Below are 17,843 nucleotides of genomic sequence, written 5' to 3'. Positions count from 1 at the left end.
GGTCCCGTGAACGACGACTTGGACGACCCCTTCGGCCCCGACGCGAGCGGCCGCCCCGGCCCCGGCGGGCGCCCCCGCGCCACCGGACGACCGGGTGACGGCCCGCGTCCGGGCGAGGTCAGGCCGCCGCGGCCACCCCGTCCGCGGCACCGTCCGCCGCACCAGCCGCCCCACCAGCCGCCGCCGATGCCGCCGCCGGGATGGCGCGCGCCCTACCCGCTGCCGCCGCGCCCGCCGCACCCCGAGCTGCCGCCCGAGGAGCACGAGCCGCAGGGCATCCTGTGGGCTTTCGTGCCCTTTCTCACGTTGGGGCTCGGGACGCCGTTCTCGTTCCTGTACGCGGCGGTCCGGCGCGGCTCGTGGAACCTCGGCGCGACGGCGGCCGGGTACGGCGGCGCGCTGACGATGGTGTTCATGCTGCTGAACATGCCGGACCCGGTCCTGGCGATGCTGGGCGGCCTGATGATGACCACGTTGTGGATCGCCGGGACCGTGCACGCCTTCGCCGTCCGGCCGTCGGCGTTCCCGCGCGCGCCCGTCATGAACCAGGGCAACCGGCACGCGATCCGGGTGGCCCGGTACCGGCGGACGTTGCGCGAGGAGGCGCGGCAACTGGTGGCCGAGGACCCGGCGCTGGCGCACGAGCTGCGCATCGGCCGTCCCGACCTGCCGGGCGCCTTCGACGACGGCGGGCTGATCGACGTCAACCACGCGCCGCCGCAGGTGTTGTCCACGCTGCCCGGCATGACGCCCGACCTCGTCGAGCGGATCGGGCGGCGGCGGCGCGAGCACGGCGGGTTCATCTCGGCGGAGGAGCTGGCGGTGGACGTCGACCTGCCGCCGGACCGGCTGCCGAAGATCGCCGAGTACGCGGTGTTCCTGCCGTAGCGGTACTCAGGGCGTTCTGAGTACGGCGGCGGATGTGCCCGGCGCCGGGCGCGGCGAGGATTCCGGTATGCGCAATCCGAGCACCGACGCCGTCGCCCTGTCGGCCGCCTACGCCCTCGCGTGGACGGCGCTGGCCGTCGCCGCGACCGCCGCCTCCCGCAGGCTCAGCCGGCCACGACCTTCAGCACGCCCGTGAGCGCGAGCTGGGCCAGCGACAGCGGCACCAGCCACGCCCAGGCGAGCTTCTGGAGCTGGTCCTCGCGCATGCGCGGGTAGCTGACGCGCAGCCAGATCACCAGGAACGCGAGGACGAAGACCTTGAGCAGCGTCCAGAGCCAGCCCAGCTCGACGTCCAGGAACGGGCCCTTCCAGCCGCCCAGGAACAACACCGTGGTCAGCGCGCACAACACCACGATCCCGGCGTACTCGGCCAGGATGAACAGCGCGAACCGCAGGCCGCCGTACTCGGTGTACGGGCCGAAGATGATCTCGGAGTCGGCGACCGGCATGTCGAACGGCGGCCGCCGCAGCTCGGCGAGGCCCGCCACGAAGAACACCACCGCGCCGACCGCCTGCCAGGGCAGCCACCACCAGCGCCACTCCGCCACGATGCCGCCCAGCGACAACGTCCCGGCGGCCATCGCGACCGACGACGCCGCGAACACCATCGGCAGCTCGTACGACATGAGCTGCGCGGCGACGCGCATCCCGCCCAGCAGCGAGTACTTGTTGGCGCTGGCCCAGCCCGCCATGATCGCGCCGATCACGCCGACGCCCATCACCGCCAGCGCGAAGAACAACCCGACGCCGAGCTCCAGCGCGACCTGGCCGCCCGGCCCGACCGGGATCACCAGCAGCACCAGCAGGTACGGGATCAGCGCGACGGCCGGGGCGAGCTTGAACACGCGCCGGTCGGCCGCGGCGGGGACCACGTCCTCCTTCTGGGCGAACTTGACGCCGTCGGCGACCAGCTGGGCCCAGCCGTGGAAGCGCCCGGCGTACATGGGGCCGAGGCGGCCCTGCATGTGCGCCATGACCTTGTGCTCGATCTGGCCGACGACCAGCGGCAGCACGGCGAAGGCGGCGGCGACCAGCGCGAGCTTCAGGACGGTCTCAAGCATGGGGCCCCCAGTCGTCGGGCACGCCGGGCGGGCGGACGCGGCGGCGGCTCGGCGCGCCGTGCCCGGACTCGCCGGGCTCCTTGGCGCCGGGCCAGGGCTTGGCGACGCGGGAGGCGAGCACGAAGTCCTTGCGCAGCGGGTGGCCCTCGAAGCCGTCGGGCAGCAGCAGCGGGATGAGGTTGGGGTGGCCGTCGAAGACGACGCCGAACATCTCGAAGGTCTCGCGCTCGTGCCAGTCGGCACCGCGGTAGACGGCGGTGGCGGTGGCGAGGCGGGGCTCGTCGCGGGGCACGCGGGTGCGGACGAGCAGGTGGTGGCGGAGTTCCAGGGAGTAGAGGTGGGCGACGACGGCGAAGCCCTCCTCGACCTCGTCGACGCCGGTCAGCCAGTCGAAGTAGTCGCAGGCCAGCTCGTCGCGGGCGAAGGTGAGGGCCTCGACCCAGACCTCGGCGGGCACGCCGACGGCGAGGCCGCCGGTGGTCTCCTCGGTGGTGACCTCGTCGCCGAGGCGGGCGGTCCAGGCGTCGGTGAGCTCGGCGACGTTCACCGGCGGCCCCGTCCGCTTGCGTCGCCGTCGGTGTCGCCGTCCTCAGGGTCGTCGTCGGTGAGGCCGGGGATGATGGACGGGTCGTGCTCGCGCCCGCGCAGGGACGTGAGGGGGGCGGTGCGGTCGTCGGCACCGGCGAAGGGGCCGGCGGCGGGCGTGCCGGGGGCGGGGGCGTTCGGGGTCTCCGTGACGTGCGGCACGGGCGCGGTGGCGTCCTCTGCGGCAGGCGGCTCGGGGACGTCGGTGTTCTCCGTCACGTGCGGTTCCGGCGGCGTCAGCGGCGCAGGCGCTTCCTCCGCGGCGGGCGGCGCGGGGACGCCTTCGGGCTTGGTGTCGGGCGGAACCGGTGTCAACGGCGCGGTCTCGTCCTCGGGCGCGGCGGGCGGCGCGGGGACGTCCGTGTTCTTCGTCACACGCGGCTCGGGCGGCGCAGCCGTTTCCTGTGCGGCGGGCGGCACGGGGACGCCCTCGGGCTTGGTGTCCGGTGGAACCGGCGTCAACGGCGTCGTCGCGTCCTCGGGCGCGGGGGCGATCCCGGGCTCTGCCACGTGCGGTTCAGGCGGAGTGAGCGGCGTCGTCGCGTCGTCCGGTGCGGCGACGTCCGCCCTCGTCGCGGACGGGGCCGGCGGCGCGGTCGCGGTCTCCGGGGCGTCCGGGAGGAGGTGGATCTCCTGGGTCTCGGTGTCGTCGGCGGGCGGCGGGGGCTGGAGGGGGCGGCGCAGCACGGTGGCCGAAAGCGGTCGCGGGGCCGGGGCGGGCGCGACGGGTTCGCCGTCGCGCGTGTACCGGTCGCCCAGCGACTCGGCGGCGATCTTCTCCTGGAGCTTGATGATGCCGTGCAGCAGCGCCTCGGGGCGGGGCGGGCAGCCGGGCACGTACACGTCCACCGGGATGATCTGGTCGACGCCCTTGGTGACGCAGTACGAGTCCCAGTACGGGCCGCCGCAGTTGGAGCAGGCCCCGAACGAGATCACGTACTTGGGCTCGGGCATCTGCTCGTACAGCCGGCGCACCGCCGGGGCCATCTTGTCGCTGACGGTGCCCGACACCACCATCAGGTCGGCCTGGCGCGGGCCGGGCGCGAACGGGATCACGCCCAGCCGGATGAAGTCGTGCCTGCTCATCGAGGTCGCGATGAACTCGATCGCGCAGCAGGCCAGGCCGAAGTTGAACACCCACAACGAGTACCGGCGGCCCCAGTTGAGCACGAACTTGACCGGCTTGGGCGCCAGCCGCGACAGCGGCCCGACGCCGGGCGGGGGCAGATCCACGGTGCTCACACCGAGCATTCTTACAGTTCGATCAGACCCACGACAGAACGCCCTTCTTCCCGGCGTACGCCAGGCCCGTGGCCAGGAAGCCCAGGAAGACGAACATCTCCGCCAGCGTCGTCATCCCGTAGCCGGGCGCGGCGAACACCGTCGCCCACGGGAACAGGAACACCGCGTCCACGGCGAAGATCACGTACAGGTACGCGAACACGTAGTAGCGCACGTACGACTGCGCCCAGTGCGTGCCGACCGGGTCGACGCCGCACTCGTAGGTGGTCAGCTTCTCCGCGGTGGGCCGGGACGGGCGCAGCAGCCGGTTGGCCGCCAGGCCGCCGCCCACGATGCCGCCGCCCACCAGCAGCAACGCGACCACGACCAGGTAGCTGTCGAAGTAGTCCTGCACGGAGACCTCCCGGAGAGCGTTCCGTCAAGTATCCCCGAACCTTTCGCGGGCCCGCGGCCGGGCGTCCGCCGGGCCACGGGATCACAATGTCACCGCTTTGCTGCACACTAGAGAAGCATTTGAGGTCGATTGACCTGGAAGGACGTGACCGGATGAGCACCCCTCCGCCTCCCCCGGGCTGGGAACCCCCGGCCGGTCCCTCATGGCCCCCGCCGCCGCCCGCGCCCGGCGGTCCGCCGCTACCGGGACCGCCGCAGCAGGGGCCACAGCAGGGACCGCCGCCCGGTTACGGCGGGCCGGGCGCCCCGCCGTTCTACCCGCCGCCCCCGGGCGCGCCGCTCGGTCCGCCGCCCCGGAAGTCGGGGCCGGGCGCGCTGATCGCGGCGCTGATCGGCGGCGGCCTGGTGGTGGTCGTCCTGATCGCGATCGTGGTGTTCGCGGTCGCGGGCGGCGGCAAGTCGTCCGAGGAGCAGCTGAACTCGGCGGCCGGGGCGCTGGAACGCACCAAGGTCGTCGCCTACAAGGGCGTGGTCAGCGGCGGCACGCACACCCTGCAGGGCGACCTGAACGTCACCCGGGGCGGCCGCGCGACGGGCCAGGTCACCTGGAACTCCGACACGGTGACGCTGCTGGCGGCCGACGGCAAGCTGTTCGTGAAGGGCGACGCCTCCTACTGGCGGCGGCAGACGCTCTCGGTGAGCGAGCCGTACTTCCTCAGCGGCGGCCCGCAGTGGGGACGCCTCAGCTCCACCCGCCTCAACGTGGACTTCAAGGAGCTCGCCCCGAGCACGCTGGCGAGCAAGCTGCGGTCGGCGGCGCGGGCCAAGCTGAAGCCGACCAAGACGACGATCAAGGGCGTCAAGGCGCTGCGGTTCGGCGACCCGGCGGGCTTCTTCTACCTGTCGGACGCCGACGAGCCCGCGCTGCTGCGCTACGAGGCGTCCCAGCCGCGCATCGCGGTGGACGTGGACCCGCGGGACAAGGCGGCCGAGGAGACCGCGGCGCTGGGCGAGATGCGCGACCGCGTCGGCGAGCTGAAGGACTCCTTCGACAGCTCGGTGCAGCCGCGCATCGGCGAGTGGAGCAAGACGCCGTGCTCGACCAACAGCGACGGCTGCCGCGTCAGCGGGCGCGTGACGGCGCTGACCACCTCCGACCAGCCGCTGCAGGTGGAGGTGCGGTACACCCTGCGGAGCGGCAAGATCGGCACCACCGGCCGCGACCTGGGCAACTGCACCACCGGCATCACGCTGCGCGGCACCGCCGGCGTGTGGGCCGAGTGCCGGGTGACCGGCGGCGCCTGGTCGAGCTGGTCGCGCGGCAGCGAGCGCGACTACCGGCGGCAGGCCGAGTTCAAGGTCGGCGGCGCGTCGAGCACGGAGATCGAGGGCATGCGGAGCGGCCTCGACCAGGAGTGACACCTCCGGCGCACCGGTCGTGCGGGGTGCCGGCGATGCGCGTCGCGGCTGCGGCACCGCGCATCGTCCGGCACTCTATGTCTGGCATGGGCCGATTGTGCGCCCCGCGGAGCGCGGTGCACGGGCGGCCGCCGAGCGGAGGCTGAACGAGTGGGCACGGGGAGCGCCGAGTGAGCGTCGAGCAGAGCGGGCCGGCCGGGGACGCGCCGGTCGCGGGTGCGGCGGCTCAGGAAGGACCGGGGGGCGGACGGCCCGCGAACGCGCCGGGCGAGCCGGCCCCGGACGACGTACGCGTCGCGGGCACGTCGCGTCAGCCGTCGGGCCGTGGTCAGGGCGGTCAGGGCACGGCGAATCCGAACGTGGGCAGGCCCGTGGCGGGCGGGACGAACGGTGACGTCCCGGTCGCCGCTAGGACCGGTCGCCAGGAGGCGCGCGGCCCGGCCCACACGCCGCTCCCCGGAGAGCCGCGCGGCGTTCACGGTCCCGGGGATCCTGGTCGTCCCGGCGGACCTGGTGAACCCGGCGGACCCGGCGGGACTGGAGGGCCCGGGTTTGCTGGTGGTGGGGTGCCTGTTCGGCCTCAGCGGCGGGCTGTTCCCAAGGCCGCCGTCATTGCGGCGGCCGGGGTCCTTCTCGTCGGGGCCGCTGGAGGGGCCGTGCTGCTCGTGGGCGGGGACGACTCCTCCGGAGGCGAGCCGGGCAAGCCCGCGCCCTCCGCCTGGGCCCAGGAGGCCGGGCGGCAGCTCACCGCCAAGCCCGGGATGCGCTACGACGGCACCCTCACCCTCAACGGCAAGCCCGTCAACGCCACTCTCCAGGTCACCCGCAACGGCGTGGCCAGCGGCACCCTCACCGCCGGGGCCCTCAAGGCCGACCTCGTCACCGCGGGCGGCGTCACCTACGTCAGGGCCGGCACCGCCTTCTGGCGCGACCACGCCGGGGAGACCGGCCGCGCCGACGACTACACCGGCCGCTGGACCAAGGCCCCCGCCTCCCTGTTCGGCGTGGACGTCCGCGACCTCCTCGGCCCGAAGGCCATCGCCGCCGCGCTCCTCAAGGCCCCCGCCAAGCCGCCCGCCGAGAACGTCGCCGGGACGCCCGCCTACCGCGTGAAGACCCCCCGCGCCGACTACCTCGTCACCAACGCCCCGCCCTACCGGCTGCTCGCCGTCCAGACCGCCGGGCACGGCGACCCCCGGTTCGGCGCGACCGAGATCGCCGACCCCGGGCCGCTGTTCGCCGCCGTCCGGCCCCGCGTGGCGTCGCTGCCCGGCGCGGTGGACCCGGCGCTGCGGTTCGCGCCCGGCAAGCTCACCTTCGTCAACTGCAACGAGAACACCAGCGGCTGCACCGTCAGCGTCCCCGCCTCGCTCACCGAGCCCAAGGGTTCGGCGCCCGCCGGGGCCCGCGCCGTGCTGCGCGCCACCGTCACGTCGGGCGCGCAGGTGCTGGGCCAGTGCCGCGGCTCGGGCGCGGTGCCCGCCAACGGCCAGCTCGTGCTGCGCTGCACCGTCGTCGGCGGCGCGTGGAAGCGGTGGATGAAGCGGGCCCTGGACTCCCCCGGCCAGCACGCCTACCAGGCCAGCGCCCGCGTGCTGGGCGAGGCGGTGTCGGCGGCCGACGCCGCGCGCCTGCTGAAGGACCTGGACGCCGAGGGCGGCCCGCGTGCCGCCGCCAGGGCGTCAGTACCCGCTTCCGTACCCACGTCAGCCCGGCCCTGAGCACGGGGGGCGGTGCGGTCGGGGCACGTTCGGCATCGCTATGGTTCGGGGCGTGAACTCCGTGCCCCCGGGGAGCTTCGGCGCCCCTTGCGATCTGCTGCGGCTCGTCCGGCGTCTGCACGTCGACCTGTGCCGCATGGCCAGCTGCCTGTGTTCCCGGTGAACGCGGGGAGCGCGCGGCGCCGTACCGCCGGATAGGACCTGCCCGAATTGCAGGGAGACGCATCTTTCGTGCCCTGAGGTGATACCTGTTGGTGTTACGGGGCCACGACTCCCTGGAAGCGGGACGTCAGATGACGGGCGGAGCGGCGACGGCCGCGGCATCCCCCACCGCGGCGGGACCGGCGGTGAGACCTCAGGTCCGGTCGGGCGCGCGGCGCGGACCGGAACACGATCCTGCCCCCGCCGGTCTCCCGTTCCCCGAGAAGAGCATTCGTTCCCGGACATACCATGAAGGTAAGCCTAAGTAGCATCACGATCCTGGGTGCCTCCCCCAGGACGGGTGCTGCGCGTCGAGGAGGTCTTCCTCTGTGACCAAACAGGTCCAGCAACTCGACCGCGTCATCATCCGCTTCGCCGGTGACTCCGGTGACGGCATGCAGCTGACCGGCGATCGCTTCACCCAGGAGACGGCGTCGTTCGGCAACGACTTGTCGACGCTGCCCAACTTCCCCGCCGAGATCCGCGCCCCGGCCGGCACCCTGCCCGGCGTGTCCAGCTTCCAGCTGCACTTCGCCGACCACGACATCCTGACGCCCGGCGACGCGCCCAACGTGCTGGTCGCCATGAACCCGGCCGCGCTCAAGGCCAACCTCGGCGACCTGCCGCGCGGCGCGGACCTCATCGTCAACACCGACGAGTTCACCAAGCGCAACCTGGCCAAGGTCGGCTACGCGACCAGCCCGGTCGAGGACGAGTCGCTCAGCGAGTATCGGGTGCACGCGCTGCCGCTCACCTCGATGACCGTCAAGGCCCTGGAGGGCTTCGACATCTCCAAGAAGGACGCCGAGCGCGCGAAGAACATGTTCGCGCTGGGCCTGCTGTCGTGGTTGTACCACCGGCCGACCGAGGGCACGCTCGCGTTCCTGGAGAAGAAGTTCGCCAAGAAGCCCGAGATCATGAAGGCCAACATCGCGGCCTTCCAGGCGGGCTGGAGCTACGGCGAGACCACCGAGGCGTTCTCGGTCCAGTACGAGATCAAGCCGGCCGAGCACGCGCCGGGCCTGTACCGCAACATCACCGGCAACGTGGCGCTGGCCTACGGCGTCGTCGCGGCCGGGACGCAGAGCGGGCTGCCGGTCTACCTGGGCTCCTACCCGATCACCCCGGCCTCCGACATCCTGCACGAGCTGTCCAAGCACAAGCGGTTCGGGGTGCGCACCTTCCAGGCCGAGGACGAGATCGCGGCGGTCGGCGCGGCGCTCGGCGCGTCGTTCGGCGGCGCGCTCGGCGTCACCACCACCTCGGGTCCGGGCCTGGCGCTCAAGAGCGAGACCATCGGCTTGGCGGTGGCGACCGAGCTGCCGCTGCTGGTGATCGACGTGCAGCGCGCCGGGCCGTCCACCGGCCTGCCCACCAAGACCGAGCAGGCCGACCTGCTGCAGGCCATGCACGGCCGCAACGGCGAGGCCCCGGTCCCGGTGATCGCGCCGCGGTCGCCGTCGGACTGCTTCGACGCGGCGCTGGAGGCGGGCCGGATCGCGGTCGAGTACCGCACCCCGGTCATCCTGCTGTCGGACGGCTACCTGGCCAACGGCTCCGAGCCGTGGAAGCTGCCGGACGTGGCGGACCTGCCGACGATCGAGCCCGGCTTCGCCGAGGCCGGCCAGGAGGACTTCCAGCCGTTCAAGCGGGACCCCGACACCCTGGCGCGGCCGTGGGCCGTCCCGGGCACGCCGGGGCTGGAGCACCGCATCGGCGGCCTGGAGAAGGCCGACGGCTCGGGCAACATCTCCTACGACCCGGCCAACCACGACAAGATGGTGCGGCTGCGGCAGGCCAAGGTCGACGGCATCGCGCGCGACATCGAGGCGCTGGAGGTCGACGACCCGTCCGGCGCGGCCCGGGTGCTGGTCCTCGGCTGGGGCGGCACCTTCGGCGCGATCTCGGCGGGGGTGCGGCGGGTGCGCCGGGCCGGCCACCCGGTCGCGCAGGCCCACCTGCGCCACCTCAACCCGTTCCCGGCCAACACCGAGCAGGTGTTGCGCTCCTACGACCGGGTCATCGTGCCGGAGATCAACCTGGGCCAGCTCGCGCTGCTGCTGCGCGGCCGGTTCCTGGTGGACGTCATCGGCTACAACCAGGTCCGCGGCCTGCCGTTCAAGGCGGAGGAGCTGGCGGGCGTCATCCAGGATGTGATCGACGGTGAGTGAGATCGTGAACGGCCGCCGGGCCCTGTCGCTGGTCCCCAGGACCGACGCCAAGCAGACGCTGAAGGACTTCAAGACCGACCAGGAGGTGCGCTGGTGCCCCGGGTGCGGTGACTACGCGATCCTGGCGGCGGTCCAGTCGTTCCTGCCCGAGCTGGGGCTGCGCCGGGAGAACATCACGTTCGTCTCGGGCATCGGCTGCTCGTCGCGGTTCCCGTACTACATGAACACCTACGGGTTCCACTCGATCCACGGCCGCGCGCCCGCGATCGCGACGGGCCTCGCCACCTCGCGCCCGGACCTGTCGGTCTGGGTGGTGACCGGTGACGGCGACGCGTTGTCGATCGGCGGCAACCACCTGATCCACGCGCTGCGCCGCAACGTCAACCTGAAGATCCTGCTGTTCAACAACCGGATCTACGGGCTGACCAAGGGCCAGTACTCGCCCACCTCCGAGGTCGGCAAGATCACCAAGTCGACGCCGATGGGCTCGCTGGACGCGCCCTTCAACCCGATCTCCCTGGCGATCGGCGCGGAGGGCACCTTCGTGGCGCGCACCATCGACTCCGACCGCAAGCACCTGCAGTCGGTGCTGCGGGCGGCGGCGCAGCACGAGGGCACGGCGCTGGTGGAGATCTACCAGAACTGCAACATCTTCAACGACGGCGCGTTCGAGCCGCTGAAGGACGCCGCGGTCCGCGACGACATCACGATCCGGCTGGAGGACGGCGAGCCGATCGTGTTCGGCGCCGAGCGCGACAAGGCGCTGCGCCGCACCCGCACCGGCGCGTTCGAGGTCGTGAACGTGGCGGACGTGGACCCGGCGGAGATCGTGGTGCACGACGCGTCGGCCGCGGACCCGTCGCAGGCGTTCGCGCTGTCGCGGCTGGACTCCCCGGCGTTCGAGCACACCCCGATCGGCGTCTTCCGCAACGTGGACCGGCCGTCCTACGACGAGGAGATGCGCGCGCAGATGGACGAGGCCGTCGAGCGGCAGGGCCAGGGCGAGCTGGCCGCGCTGCTGGGCAGCGGCGACACCTGGCGCGTCGACTAGCCGGACCGGCGTCATCGCGGGAGGGCCCGGTTCCCGTTCAACGGGGCCGGGCCTTCGCGCGTCATATGGCTGGGGCGGGGTACGCACGGGACCGGTGTCCGGGTTCGGACGGTCCGACGATGCGGGACGCCGCGCCATGCTGCAAGACTGGAGATCATTCCGCCGGGGAGGTGACGATGCGGGTCGTTCCGCGCCGCAGCAAGGGTCGTCAAGGGACGCAGGAGGAGGAGCCGCCTGCCGTCCGGGAGACCGCCCACCGGCCCGGGAACGTTCCGCCCGCCGCGAAGGCGGGCCGCCGGGACCGGCCCCGCCCCGCCGAGAGGCCAGCGGAGACCACCGCGCCCGTGGCAACCGTGGAGCCTGCGGAGCCCGCAGAGGCCGCGGAGCCCAAGAAGCTCAGCCGTAAGGAACGGCGGCAGGCCAAGAAGCAGATCCTCCCGCCCGCCGAGGCCGCGCCCGCCAAGAAGCCGAGCCGCAAGGAGCGGCGGCGCGCCAAGAAGCAGGGCGACGCCGCCGCGACCAAGCCGCCGGAGACCAAGCCCTCGGAGCAGCCCGCCGCGCGGCCCGCCCTCCCCGACGACCCCGACCAGCGCCGCCGCGCCCGCGTCTCCCAGCGGCAGCGCACCGCCGCCGAGGTCAAGCGCAGCCGCGCCGCCCTGCGCGGCGACCGGACGCGGCAGACCCAGCGCGAGCGCGAGGCGCGCGAGCACCGGGCGGCGCTGCTGGTCATGGTCATCACGCTCGGGCTGCTGATCGCGGCGGTCGCGGTGACCGGCGGGATGATCGCCGCGTCCCGGCACGCCCAGCCGATCACGCTGGCCGCGCCGCTGCACGTCTACCCGGTCTCGCAGGTCACCGCGGGCCAGTGCCCGGCCGGGACGCCCGGCATCACCGGCCCGGCCGCGACCGGGCCGACCTGCTACCGGCTCGCGCAGGGCATCGCCATCCGCAAGGTCGCCGACCTGAGGGTGCAGAAGTCGGCCGACGGGCGCGGCCACGACGTCGCGGTCGCGCTGCGCAGCGCCGACCAGCGCGCCTTCGCCGACCTCACCCGGGCGACGGTGGGGCGGCAGGTCGCGTTCGTGGTGCGCGAGCAGCTGGTGACCGCGCCGCGCGTGGACACCCCGATCACCGACGGCAAGGTGGTCATCACCGGCCCGCCGACCAAGCCGGAGGCCGAGAAGATCCTCCGGGAACTGCGCGGCCGCTGACCGCGCGGCCGCCAGGACGATCCAGCAGGGCGACGGCTGACCGGGCAACTCGACGGGCTGCCACACCATCTCCCCGTCGCCACGCGATCACGCCGTCACGCCGTCAGGGCACGCGCGAGCCGGTCCGCAGCGAGCGGGAGCCAAGCTGCGCGGACGTTGCCCACCAGGTGGTCGCCGCCCGGCACCGACAGGTACTCCCCCTGCGGCGCGGCGGCCGCGAGCGGCGCGCCGTTCACCACGCCCGGGATCACGTCCGTGTCGCCGTCCACCACCAGCAGCGGTGCGGCGATCTCCGGCGCGAGGTCCGTCAGGTCGACGCGGTCGGCGAACGCCCGTGCCGCCGCGGCGTCCCCGGCTCGCAGCGTCAGCGTCTCCGTCACGAACGGCGGCAGCTCCGCCCAGCTCAGCCGGTACGGGCCGCTCACGGTCACGGCGGCGCGCACGCGCGGCTCGCGGGCGGCGGTGAGCGCGGCGTAGAACCCGCCGAGGCTGAGCCCGATCACCCCGACGCCCGACGCGTCGAGATCGGGACGGTCCCCGACCGCGTCCAGCGCCCGCCCCACGACACGGCCGTAGTCGGCGTCCGGCGCGGTCGTGGCGGCCAGCACGCCCTGCCCCGGGCCGTCGATCGCCAGCGTCGCCAGTCCCCGCCGCAGCAGCGCGTCAGCCACCGCCGTGAACTCCTCCTTCGAAGAGTCCATCCCCGGAACCACCACGACCAGCGCCGGCCGCGCCACCCCGGCCGGACGCCGCAACCACCCCGCGAAGCCGACTCCCTCGACACGTTCGGCGGACGGCTCCAGCAGCTTCAACGCCCGGCCCATCGCCTCGTCGGCCGCCGCCTCCGCCTCGCCCAGCACGCCCGGGACGGGCAGGATCGCCGCGAAGTGGAACCACAACGCCGCGTCCCGGTACGCCTCTCCCGCCGAGATCGCGGAGTCGGCGCGCTCGGCGTCGGCCAGGCGCTCGCGGCCGGTCCGCAGGAACGCCGCCGTCCACTCCCGCGCCGTGCCGATCCCGGCGGTCGCCCGCTCGTAGTGGAACGGGTCGATCCCGGCGGCGGCCGTCCGCGAGCGGTTGCCCGCGATGATGTAGGACAGGTCCAGGTGCAAGGTCATCAGATGTTCTCCAAAGTCAGCACGGCGTTGCCGACGATGCGGCGCTCGCGCAGGTCGGTCAGGACGCGGGCGGTGCCGGCCCAGTCGGCGACGCGGCCGATCTCCGGGTGCAGGCGGCCGGACGCCACCAGCCCCACCAGCGTCGCGAGGTCGGGCCCGTACGGGCCGGGCGCGTCGGCGTAGTGGAAGTGCCGCAGCGTCGCCCCCTCCGGCCCGGCGAAGAAGTCGAAGAAGTCGAGCGTCACCGGTTCGCGGCTCGCCTGCCCGAACCAGATCAGGGTGCCGTGCGGGGCGAGCCGGGCCAGCGCGGCGGGCAACGACCGGCCGCCCACCGACTCCAGCACCACGTCGAACGGACCGGAGGCCGCCGCCGCGTCCGGCACCACGGCCGCCGCGCCCAGCTCCCTGAGCCGCCGCCCGCGCTCGGGCGTCGCCGACACCGCGGTGATCTCCGCGCCCGCCGCGGCGGCCAGCTCCACCACGTAGTGCCCGACGCCGCCGGACGCGCCGGTGATCAGCACCCGGCGGCCGGTCACGCTCCCGGCCGCGCGCAGCAGCCGCAGCGCGGTGATCCCGGCCAGCGGCAGCGCGGCGGCCGTCGTGAACGGCACGTACGGCGGCAGCGCGACGAGGTCGGCGGTCGTGGCCGCCGCGAGTTCGGCCCAGCCGCCGCCCGGCAGGTGCGCCACGACGCGTTCCCCGGCGCTCGGCCCGCTGCCGTCGGCGGCGGCCCGGACGACCGTCCCGGCGATGTCCTTGCCGGGCAGCCAGCCCTGCGGGTTCTCCAGCTTGAACGTCTCGCCCCGGTTGACCGAGAACGCCGCGACGCGGACCAGCGCCTGGTCCGGCTGGGGCACGGGCTCGTCGAGGTCGGCGAGGGCCACCGGCTCGTCGGCCCGCCCTGTTGCGATCAGCGCTTTCATGCCGATCAGCAAAACGCCTGCTCAGCGGGTGCGTCCAACAGCGATCAGGGGTTCTCGACAACCGCTGGTTGTCGGGCGGGGTGAGCGGCGTGGATCTCGGTCCGGCGCAGGTGCGAGCGTTCGCGGCGGCCGCCGGGCACCTGCGTTCCGGCCGCGCCGCCGGGACGCTGTTCCGCACCCGGCAGGCCCTGTCGAAACGGGTCGCGCGCCTGGAGGAGGGCCTCGGCGTGCGCCTGTCCGACCGCACCGTCCGGCCCACCGCCGCCGAGGCTCGACCACGATCCCCGGCGTCCCGACAGCGACACATGAGGAGGCCCCGGACCCGATGCGGGTCCGGGGCCTCCTGGCGGCGGTCAGCCCTGCGGGAGGGTCTCCCCCTGCGCGGCCTGGATCTCCAGCTCGACGCGGAGGCTCTCGCCGACGGTCGCGATCCCGGCCTCCAGGATCTGGTTGAACTTGATGGCGAAGTCGGTGCGGCGCAGCTCGGTCGTCGCGCGGAACGCCGCCCGCACCCCGCCCCACATGTCCGGGCCCGACCCGAGGTAGGTCAGGTCCAGATCCACCGGCCGGGTGACGCCGTTGAGGGTGAGGCTGCCGTGCACCGTCCAGCGGTCCGGGCCGCGCGCGGTCAGACCCTCGCCGACGTACTCGATCACCGGGTGCTCGGCGGCGTTGAGGAAGTCGGCCGAGCGCAGGTGCTCGTCGCGCACCGCGTTGCCGGTGTCGATGGAGGCGGCGTCGATGCGGGCGGTGACGCGGGAGCGCTCGACCGGGTCGGCGATCTCGACGCGCCCGCCGAACTCCCCGAAGCGGCCCCGCACGCTGGACAGCCCCATGTGCCGCGCGACCGCCCCGACGCCGGAGTGCGCCGGGTCGATCGTCCACGGGCCGGGCGGCGGCAGCTCGGTGCCGCCCGCGCGGGCCAGCACCAGCGTGCCGAGGTCGGCCGCGCCCGAGCCGGTCACCATCAGCGTGCGGGCGGCGGGCTCGTAGCCGACGGCGGTGACGATGGCGGTGTAGGTGCCCGGGGGCAGCGGGTCGGCGCGCACCGCGCCGTCGGCGGTGGCCTGCACGCGCGCCACCTGGCGTCCCTGCAGGTCGGTGACGGTGACGATGGCCTGCGGGACCGCCCAGCCGTCCTTGGTGCGGGCGGCGCCGCGCAGGCCGCGGTCGTCGTTGATGTCCATGGCGGTCACGCGTCCGGGTAGCCGAGGGTGATGTCGTGGCCGTCCTGCCCGCCACCGCCGCCCAGCGTCAGCGCGGTGGCGACCGGCGGGTAGCCGGAGGCCATGACGGTGTACTGGCCGCCGGTGAGGTCGCCGAACGCGTACTCGCCGTCGGGGCCGGTGATCGACATCGCGACCACGTTACCGGCCGCGTCCACGAGCGTGACGCGCGCGTCGGCGATGGGCCGCCCCGCCCCGTCGCGGATCGTGCCGCGCACCCGCGCGCCGGGCGGCAGCTCGACGTCCTGGCGGGTCTGGCCGTTGCCGGTGACCTCCACCTGGAGCGCGACCGGGCGGTGCGCGGCGGCGCTGACGGCGAGGGTGTAGCCGCCCACGGCGATGTCCTTGACCAGGTAGCCGCCGTCGGCCTCGGTGCGGACGGTGCCGACGACCTCGCCGCGCACGTCGGTGAGCACGACCATCGCGCCGTCGACCGGGACGCCGTCGGAACCGCGCACCGTGCCGGCGAGGCCCCCGTTGCCCGCCAGCAGCAGGTCGAAGTCCACGACCTTGTCGCCGACCACCAGCGTGGCGGCCTGCGGCTCGTGCCCGCCCGTCGCGGCGATCAGCACGTAGGTGCCGGGGCCGGGGGTGGGCAGCGCATACGCGCCGTCGTCCTGGGTGATGGCGCGGCCGAGCTGGTGCCCGGTCACGTCGATCAGGGTGAGCGCGGCGGCCGGGACGGGGCTGCCGTCGCCGGTGCGGACCACGCCGCGGATGGGCGCGCCGCCCTTGGGTGCCGGGGCGTACTCGCTGGAGGCGGCCGACGCCATGACGGGCTGCTCGGCCGGGGCGGGCGCGAGGCCGTTCGCGCCGGGGATCGGCGCAGACGCGACCGTCACCAGCTCTTGGTCGGCGCTGCGCGCGTGCCGCCCGCCCTCCTGAGCGGACACGGGCTTGGCCTCGGACGCGGGCGCGTCCGCCGTCGGCGAGCCCTGCGCCGGACCGGCGGTCGCGGCGCGCGCCGAGCCTCGCAGCGGCAGTTCCTTCAGGAACAGCACCGCCAGGAAGCCCAGGATCGCGATCGGGACGCCCACCATGAACACCGTCTCCAGCGCCTTGGTGAACGCCTCCAGCACCACGCCCTTGAACGGTTCGGGCAGGCGGTGGACCGCGTCGGGCGAGCCGAGGGACAGGCCCCCGCCGCCCGCCGGAGGACGGATGTGCGCGGCGGCCAGGCCGTCCTTCAGCTCGGCGGTGAGCCGGTTGGTGAGGATCGCGCCGAACGCGGCCACGCCCATCGCGCCGCCGAGGTTGCGGAAGAACGAGACGCCGGAGGTGGTGGCGGCCAGGTCCTTGAGGTCGGCGGCGTTCTGCGCGGCCAGGATCATGATCTGGAGCGTCAGGCCGAGGCCGAAGCCGAGCACCGCGACGTCCAGGCCGATGACCAGGTTGCTGGAGTCCACGTGCAGCCGCGACAGCAGGAACATCGCGACGGCCACGCACAGCAGGCCGATCACCGGGTAGACCTTCCAGCGGCCGGTGCGGGTGACGAGCTGGCCGGAGACGGTGGAGGTCACGAACATCGCCGCGACCATCGGCAGCGTCATCAGGCCCGAGGCCGTCGGGCTCATGCCCTTGACGATCTGGAGGTACTGCGGCAGGTAGATCATGCCGCCGAACATCGCGATGCCCATGCAGAGCGAGCCGATGCTCGTCAGCACGAAGGTGCGGTTGCGGAACAGCCGGGGCGGCAGGATCGGCTCGGAGGCGATTCGCTCGGCGACCACCGACAGGCCCAGCAGCACGACCGCGCCGCCGACCAGGCCGTAGGTCCAGACCGAGTTCCAGTCGAACTCCTTGCCGCCCAGCGACAGCGCCAGCATGAGCAGCGTCGCGCTGCCGGTGATGGTGAACGCGCCGAAGACGTCGATGCGGGTGTCCCGCTTGACCTTCGGCAGCTTGAGCACCTTCTGGATCACCAGGAAGGCGACGATCGCCAGCGGGATGCAGACGTAGAAGCACCAGCGCCAGCCGAGGCCGTCGGCGTCCACGATGAAGCCGCCGAGCAGCGGCCCGGCGACGGTCGCGACGCCGAACACCGCGCCCATGTAGCCGGAGTAGCGGCCGCGCTCGCGCGGCGGCACCACGTCGCCGAGGATGACCTGCGCGAGCGCCGACAGGCCGCCGACGCCGAGGCCCTGCACCGCGCGGGCGGCGATCAGCTCGCCGATGTTCTGCGACAGCCCGGCCCCCACCGAGGCCACCACGAACAGCAGCAGCGCGCTCTGGAACATGAGCTTGCGGCCGAAGATGTCCGACAGCTTGCCCCACAGCGGGGTCGAGGCGGTCATGGTCAGCAGCGAGGCGCTGGCCACCCAGGACAGCTGGTCCTGGCCGCCGAGGTCGCCCACGATCGTCGGCAGCGCCGTGCCGACCACCGAGGTCGAGATCATCGCGGTCAGCATCGCCATCATCAGACCGGAGAGGATCTCCAGGATCTGCCGGTGCGTGTAGCTGACCGGCGCCGATCCGGCGGTCGCCGCCGTACTCGGCGGAACCGCGTTCGCTTGCGCCACTGGGCCCCCATCGCGTCAATTACCTGTGTTTTGCATATATGCTATGTAGACACT

Annotated in this window: 16 protein-coding genes and 1 pseudogene; 9 read left to right on the top strand and 8 right to left on the bottom strand. The window is 73.8% G+C overall.

The window, feature by feature from the left end; all coding sequences use genetic code 11:
* Nucleotides 1-6: 6 nt before the first annotated feature.
* Together AH6_RS35570 and AH6_RS46865 are read left to right on the top strand one after the other, a co-directional pair.
* The gene (locus AH6_RS35570; RefSeq protein ID WP_067489047.1) at nt 7-888 is read left to right on the top strand and encodes a ComEA family DNA-binding protein; all 882 of its coding nucleotides are present in this window, start codon (nt 7-9) and stop codon (nt 886-888) included.
* Between the two features lie 67 nt (nt 889-955).
* The gene (locus AH6_RS46865) at nt 956-1,084 is read left to right on the top strand and encodes a hypothetical protein (protein ID WP_281180300.1); all 129 of its coding nucleotides are present in this window, start codon (nt 956-958) and stop codon (nt 1,082-1,084) included.
* Here AH6_RS46865 and AH6_RS35565 read toward each other — a convergent pair.
* From AH6_RS35565 to AH6_RS35550, 4 genes are read right to left on the bottom strand one after another with little or no spacing between them, the layout of a single operon-like run.
* Entirely contained in the window at nt 1,053-2,009 is a 957-nt protein-coding gene (locus AH6_RS35565; protein WP_067489045.1) for a complex I subunit 1/NuoH family protein, read from the bottom strand. The two genes, AH6_RS46865 and AH6_RS35565, sit on opposite strands and share 32 nt — an antisense overlap.
* Entirely contained in the window at nt 2,002-2,556 is a 555-nt protein-coding gene (locus AH6_RS35560; protein WP_067489043.1) for an NADH-quinone oxidoreductase subunit C, read from the bottom strand. Before AH6_RS35560 ends, AH6_RS35565 begins: the two co-directional genes overlap by 8 nt.
* Nucleotides 2,553-3,836, bottom strand: a complete 1,284-nt coding sequence (locus AH6_RS47220; RefSeq protein ID WP_083983797.1) for an NADH-quinone oxidoreductase subunit B — start codon at nt 3,834-3,836, stop codon at nt 2,553-2,555. Before AH6_RS47220 ends, AH6_RS35560 begins: the two co-directional genes overlap by 4 nt.
* 22 nt (nt 3,837-3,858) lie before the next feature.
* The gene (locus AH6_RS35550; RefSeq protein ID WP_067489041.1) at nt 3,859-4,230 is read right to left on the bottom strand and encodes an NADH-quinone oxidoreductase subunit A; all 372 of its coding nucleotides are present in this window, start codon (nt 4,228-4,230) and stop codon (nt 3,859-3,861) included.
* Nucleotides 4,231-4,382: 152 nt separating this feature from the next.
* On the opposite strand from AH6_RS35550, the gene AH6_RS35545 reads away from it, so the two are divergent.
* The 6 genes from AH6_RS35545 to AH6_RS35525 all read left to right on the top strand — a co-directional run bounded on the left by AH6_RS35545 (nt 4,383) and on the right by AH6_RS35525 (nt 12,003).
* Nucleotides 4,383-5,648, top strand: a complete 1,266-nt coding sequence (locus AH6_RS35545) for a hypothetical protein (RefSeq protein WP_067489039.1) — start codon at nt 4,383-4,385, stop codon at nt 5,646-5,648.
* Between the two features lie 656 nt (nt 5,649-6,304).
* A complete protein-coding gene (locus AH6_RS35540) occupies nt 6,305-7,369 on the top strand; it encodes a hypothetical protein (protein ID WP_067489037.1) in 1,065 nt (354 codons plus the stop codon).
* Between the two features lie 40 nt (nt 7,370-7,409).
* A complete protein-coding gene (locus AH6_RS47170; RefSeq protein WP_373861858.1) occupies nt 7,410-7,532 on the top strand; it encodes a putative leader peptide in 123 nt (40 codons plus the stop codon).
* Nucleotides 7,533-7,899: 367 nt separating this feature from the next.
* Nucleotides 7,900-9,741 carry a 2-oxoacid:acceptor oxidoreductase subunit alpha gene (locus AH6_RS35535; RefSeq protein ID WP_067489035.1) on the top strand — a complete coding sequence of 614 codons (1,842 nt, stop codon included), beginning with the start codon at nt 7,900-7,902 and terminating at the stop codon, nt 9,739-9,741.
* Nucleotides 9,734-10,792 carry a 2-oxoacid:ferredoxin oxidoreductase subunit beta gene (locus AH6_RS35530; protein ID WP_067489033.1) on the top strand — a complete coding sequence of 353 codons (1,059 nt, stop codon included), beginning with the start codon at nt 9,734-9,736 and terminating at the stop codon, nt 10,790-10,792. The genes AH6_RS35535 and AH6_RS35530 overlap by 8 nt, the downstream gene beginning before the upstream one ends.
* Nucleotides 10,793-11,136: 344 nt before the next feature.
* Nucleotides 11,137-12,003, top strand: coding sequence for a SecDF P1 head subdomain-containing protein (locus AH6_RS35525; protein WP_245679616.1), 867 nt, complete (start codon nt 11,137-11,139; stop codon nt 12,001-12,003).
* Nucleotides 12,004-12,098: 95 nt separating this feature from the next.
* Here AH6_RS35525 and AH6_RS46860 read toward each other — a convergent pair whose 3' ends face one another.
* Together AH6_RS46860 and AH6_RS35515 are read right to left on the bottom strand one after the other, a co-directional pair.
* Nucleotides 12,099-13,121, bottom strand: coding sequence for an alpha/beta hydrolase family protein (locus tag AH6_RS46860; protein WP_067489029.1), 1,023 nt, complete (start codon nt 13,119-13,121; stop codon nt 12,099-12,101).
* Entirely contained in the window at nt 13,121-14,044 is a 924-nt protein-coding gene (locus AH6_RS35515; protein ID WP_067489089.1) for a zinc-binding dehydrogenase, read from the bottom strand. The genes AH6_RS46860 and AH6_RS35515 overlap by 1 nt, the downstream gene beginning before the upstream one ends.
* Before the next feature lie 80 nt (nt 14,045-14,124).
* Here AH6_RS35515 and AH6_RS46290 point away from each other — a divergent pair.
* Nucleotides 14,125-14,295, top strand: a pseudogene (locus AH6_RS46290) (helix-turn-helix domain-containing protein); the annotation flags it as partial.
* Nucleotides 14,296-14,397: 102 nt separating this feature from the next.
* On the opposite strand, the gene AH6_RS35510 reads toward AH6_RS46290, so the two are convergent.
* Nucleotides 14,398-15,231 (bottom strand): YceI family protein, encoded by an 834-nt coding sequence (locus AH6_RS35510; RefSeq protein WP_067489087.1) that lies wholly within the window; start codon nt 15,229-15,231, stop codon nt 14,398-14,400.
* 5 nt (nt 15,232-15,236) lie between these two features.
* A complete protein-coding gene (locus AH6_RS46980; protein WP_067489027.1) occupies nt 15,237-17,789 on the bottom strand; it encodes an MFS transporter in 2,553 nt (850 codons plus the stop codon).
* Between the last annotated feature and the right edge of the window lie 54 nt (nt 17,790-17,843).

The organism is Actinomadura hibisca NBRC 15177 (assembly GCF_001552635.1).
Classification (GTDB): Bacteria; Actinomycetota; Actinomycetes; order Streptosporangiales; family Streptosporangiaceae; genus Spirillospora; species Spirillospora hibisca.
This window is presented reverse-complemented; position numbering and strand designations above follow the sequence as displayed.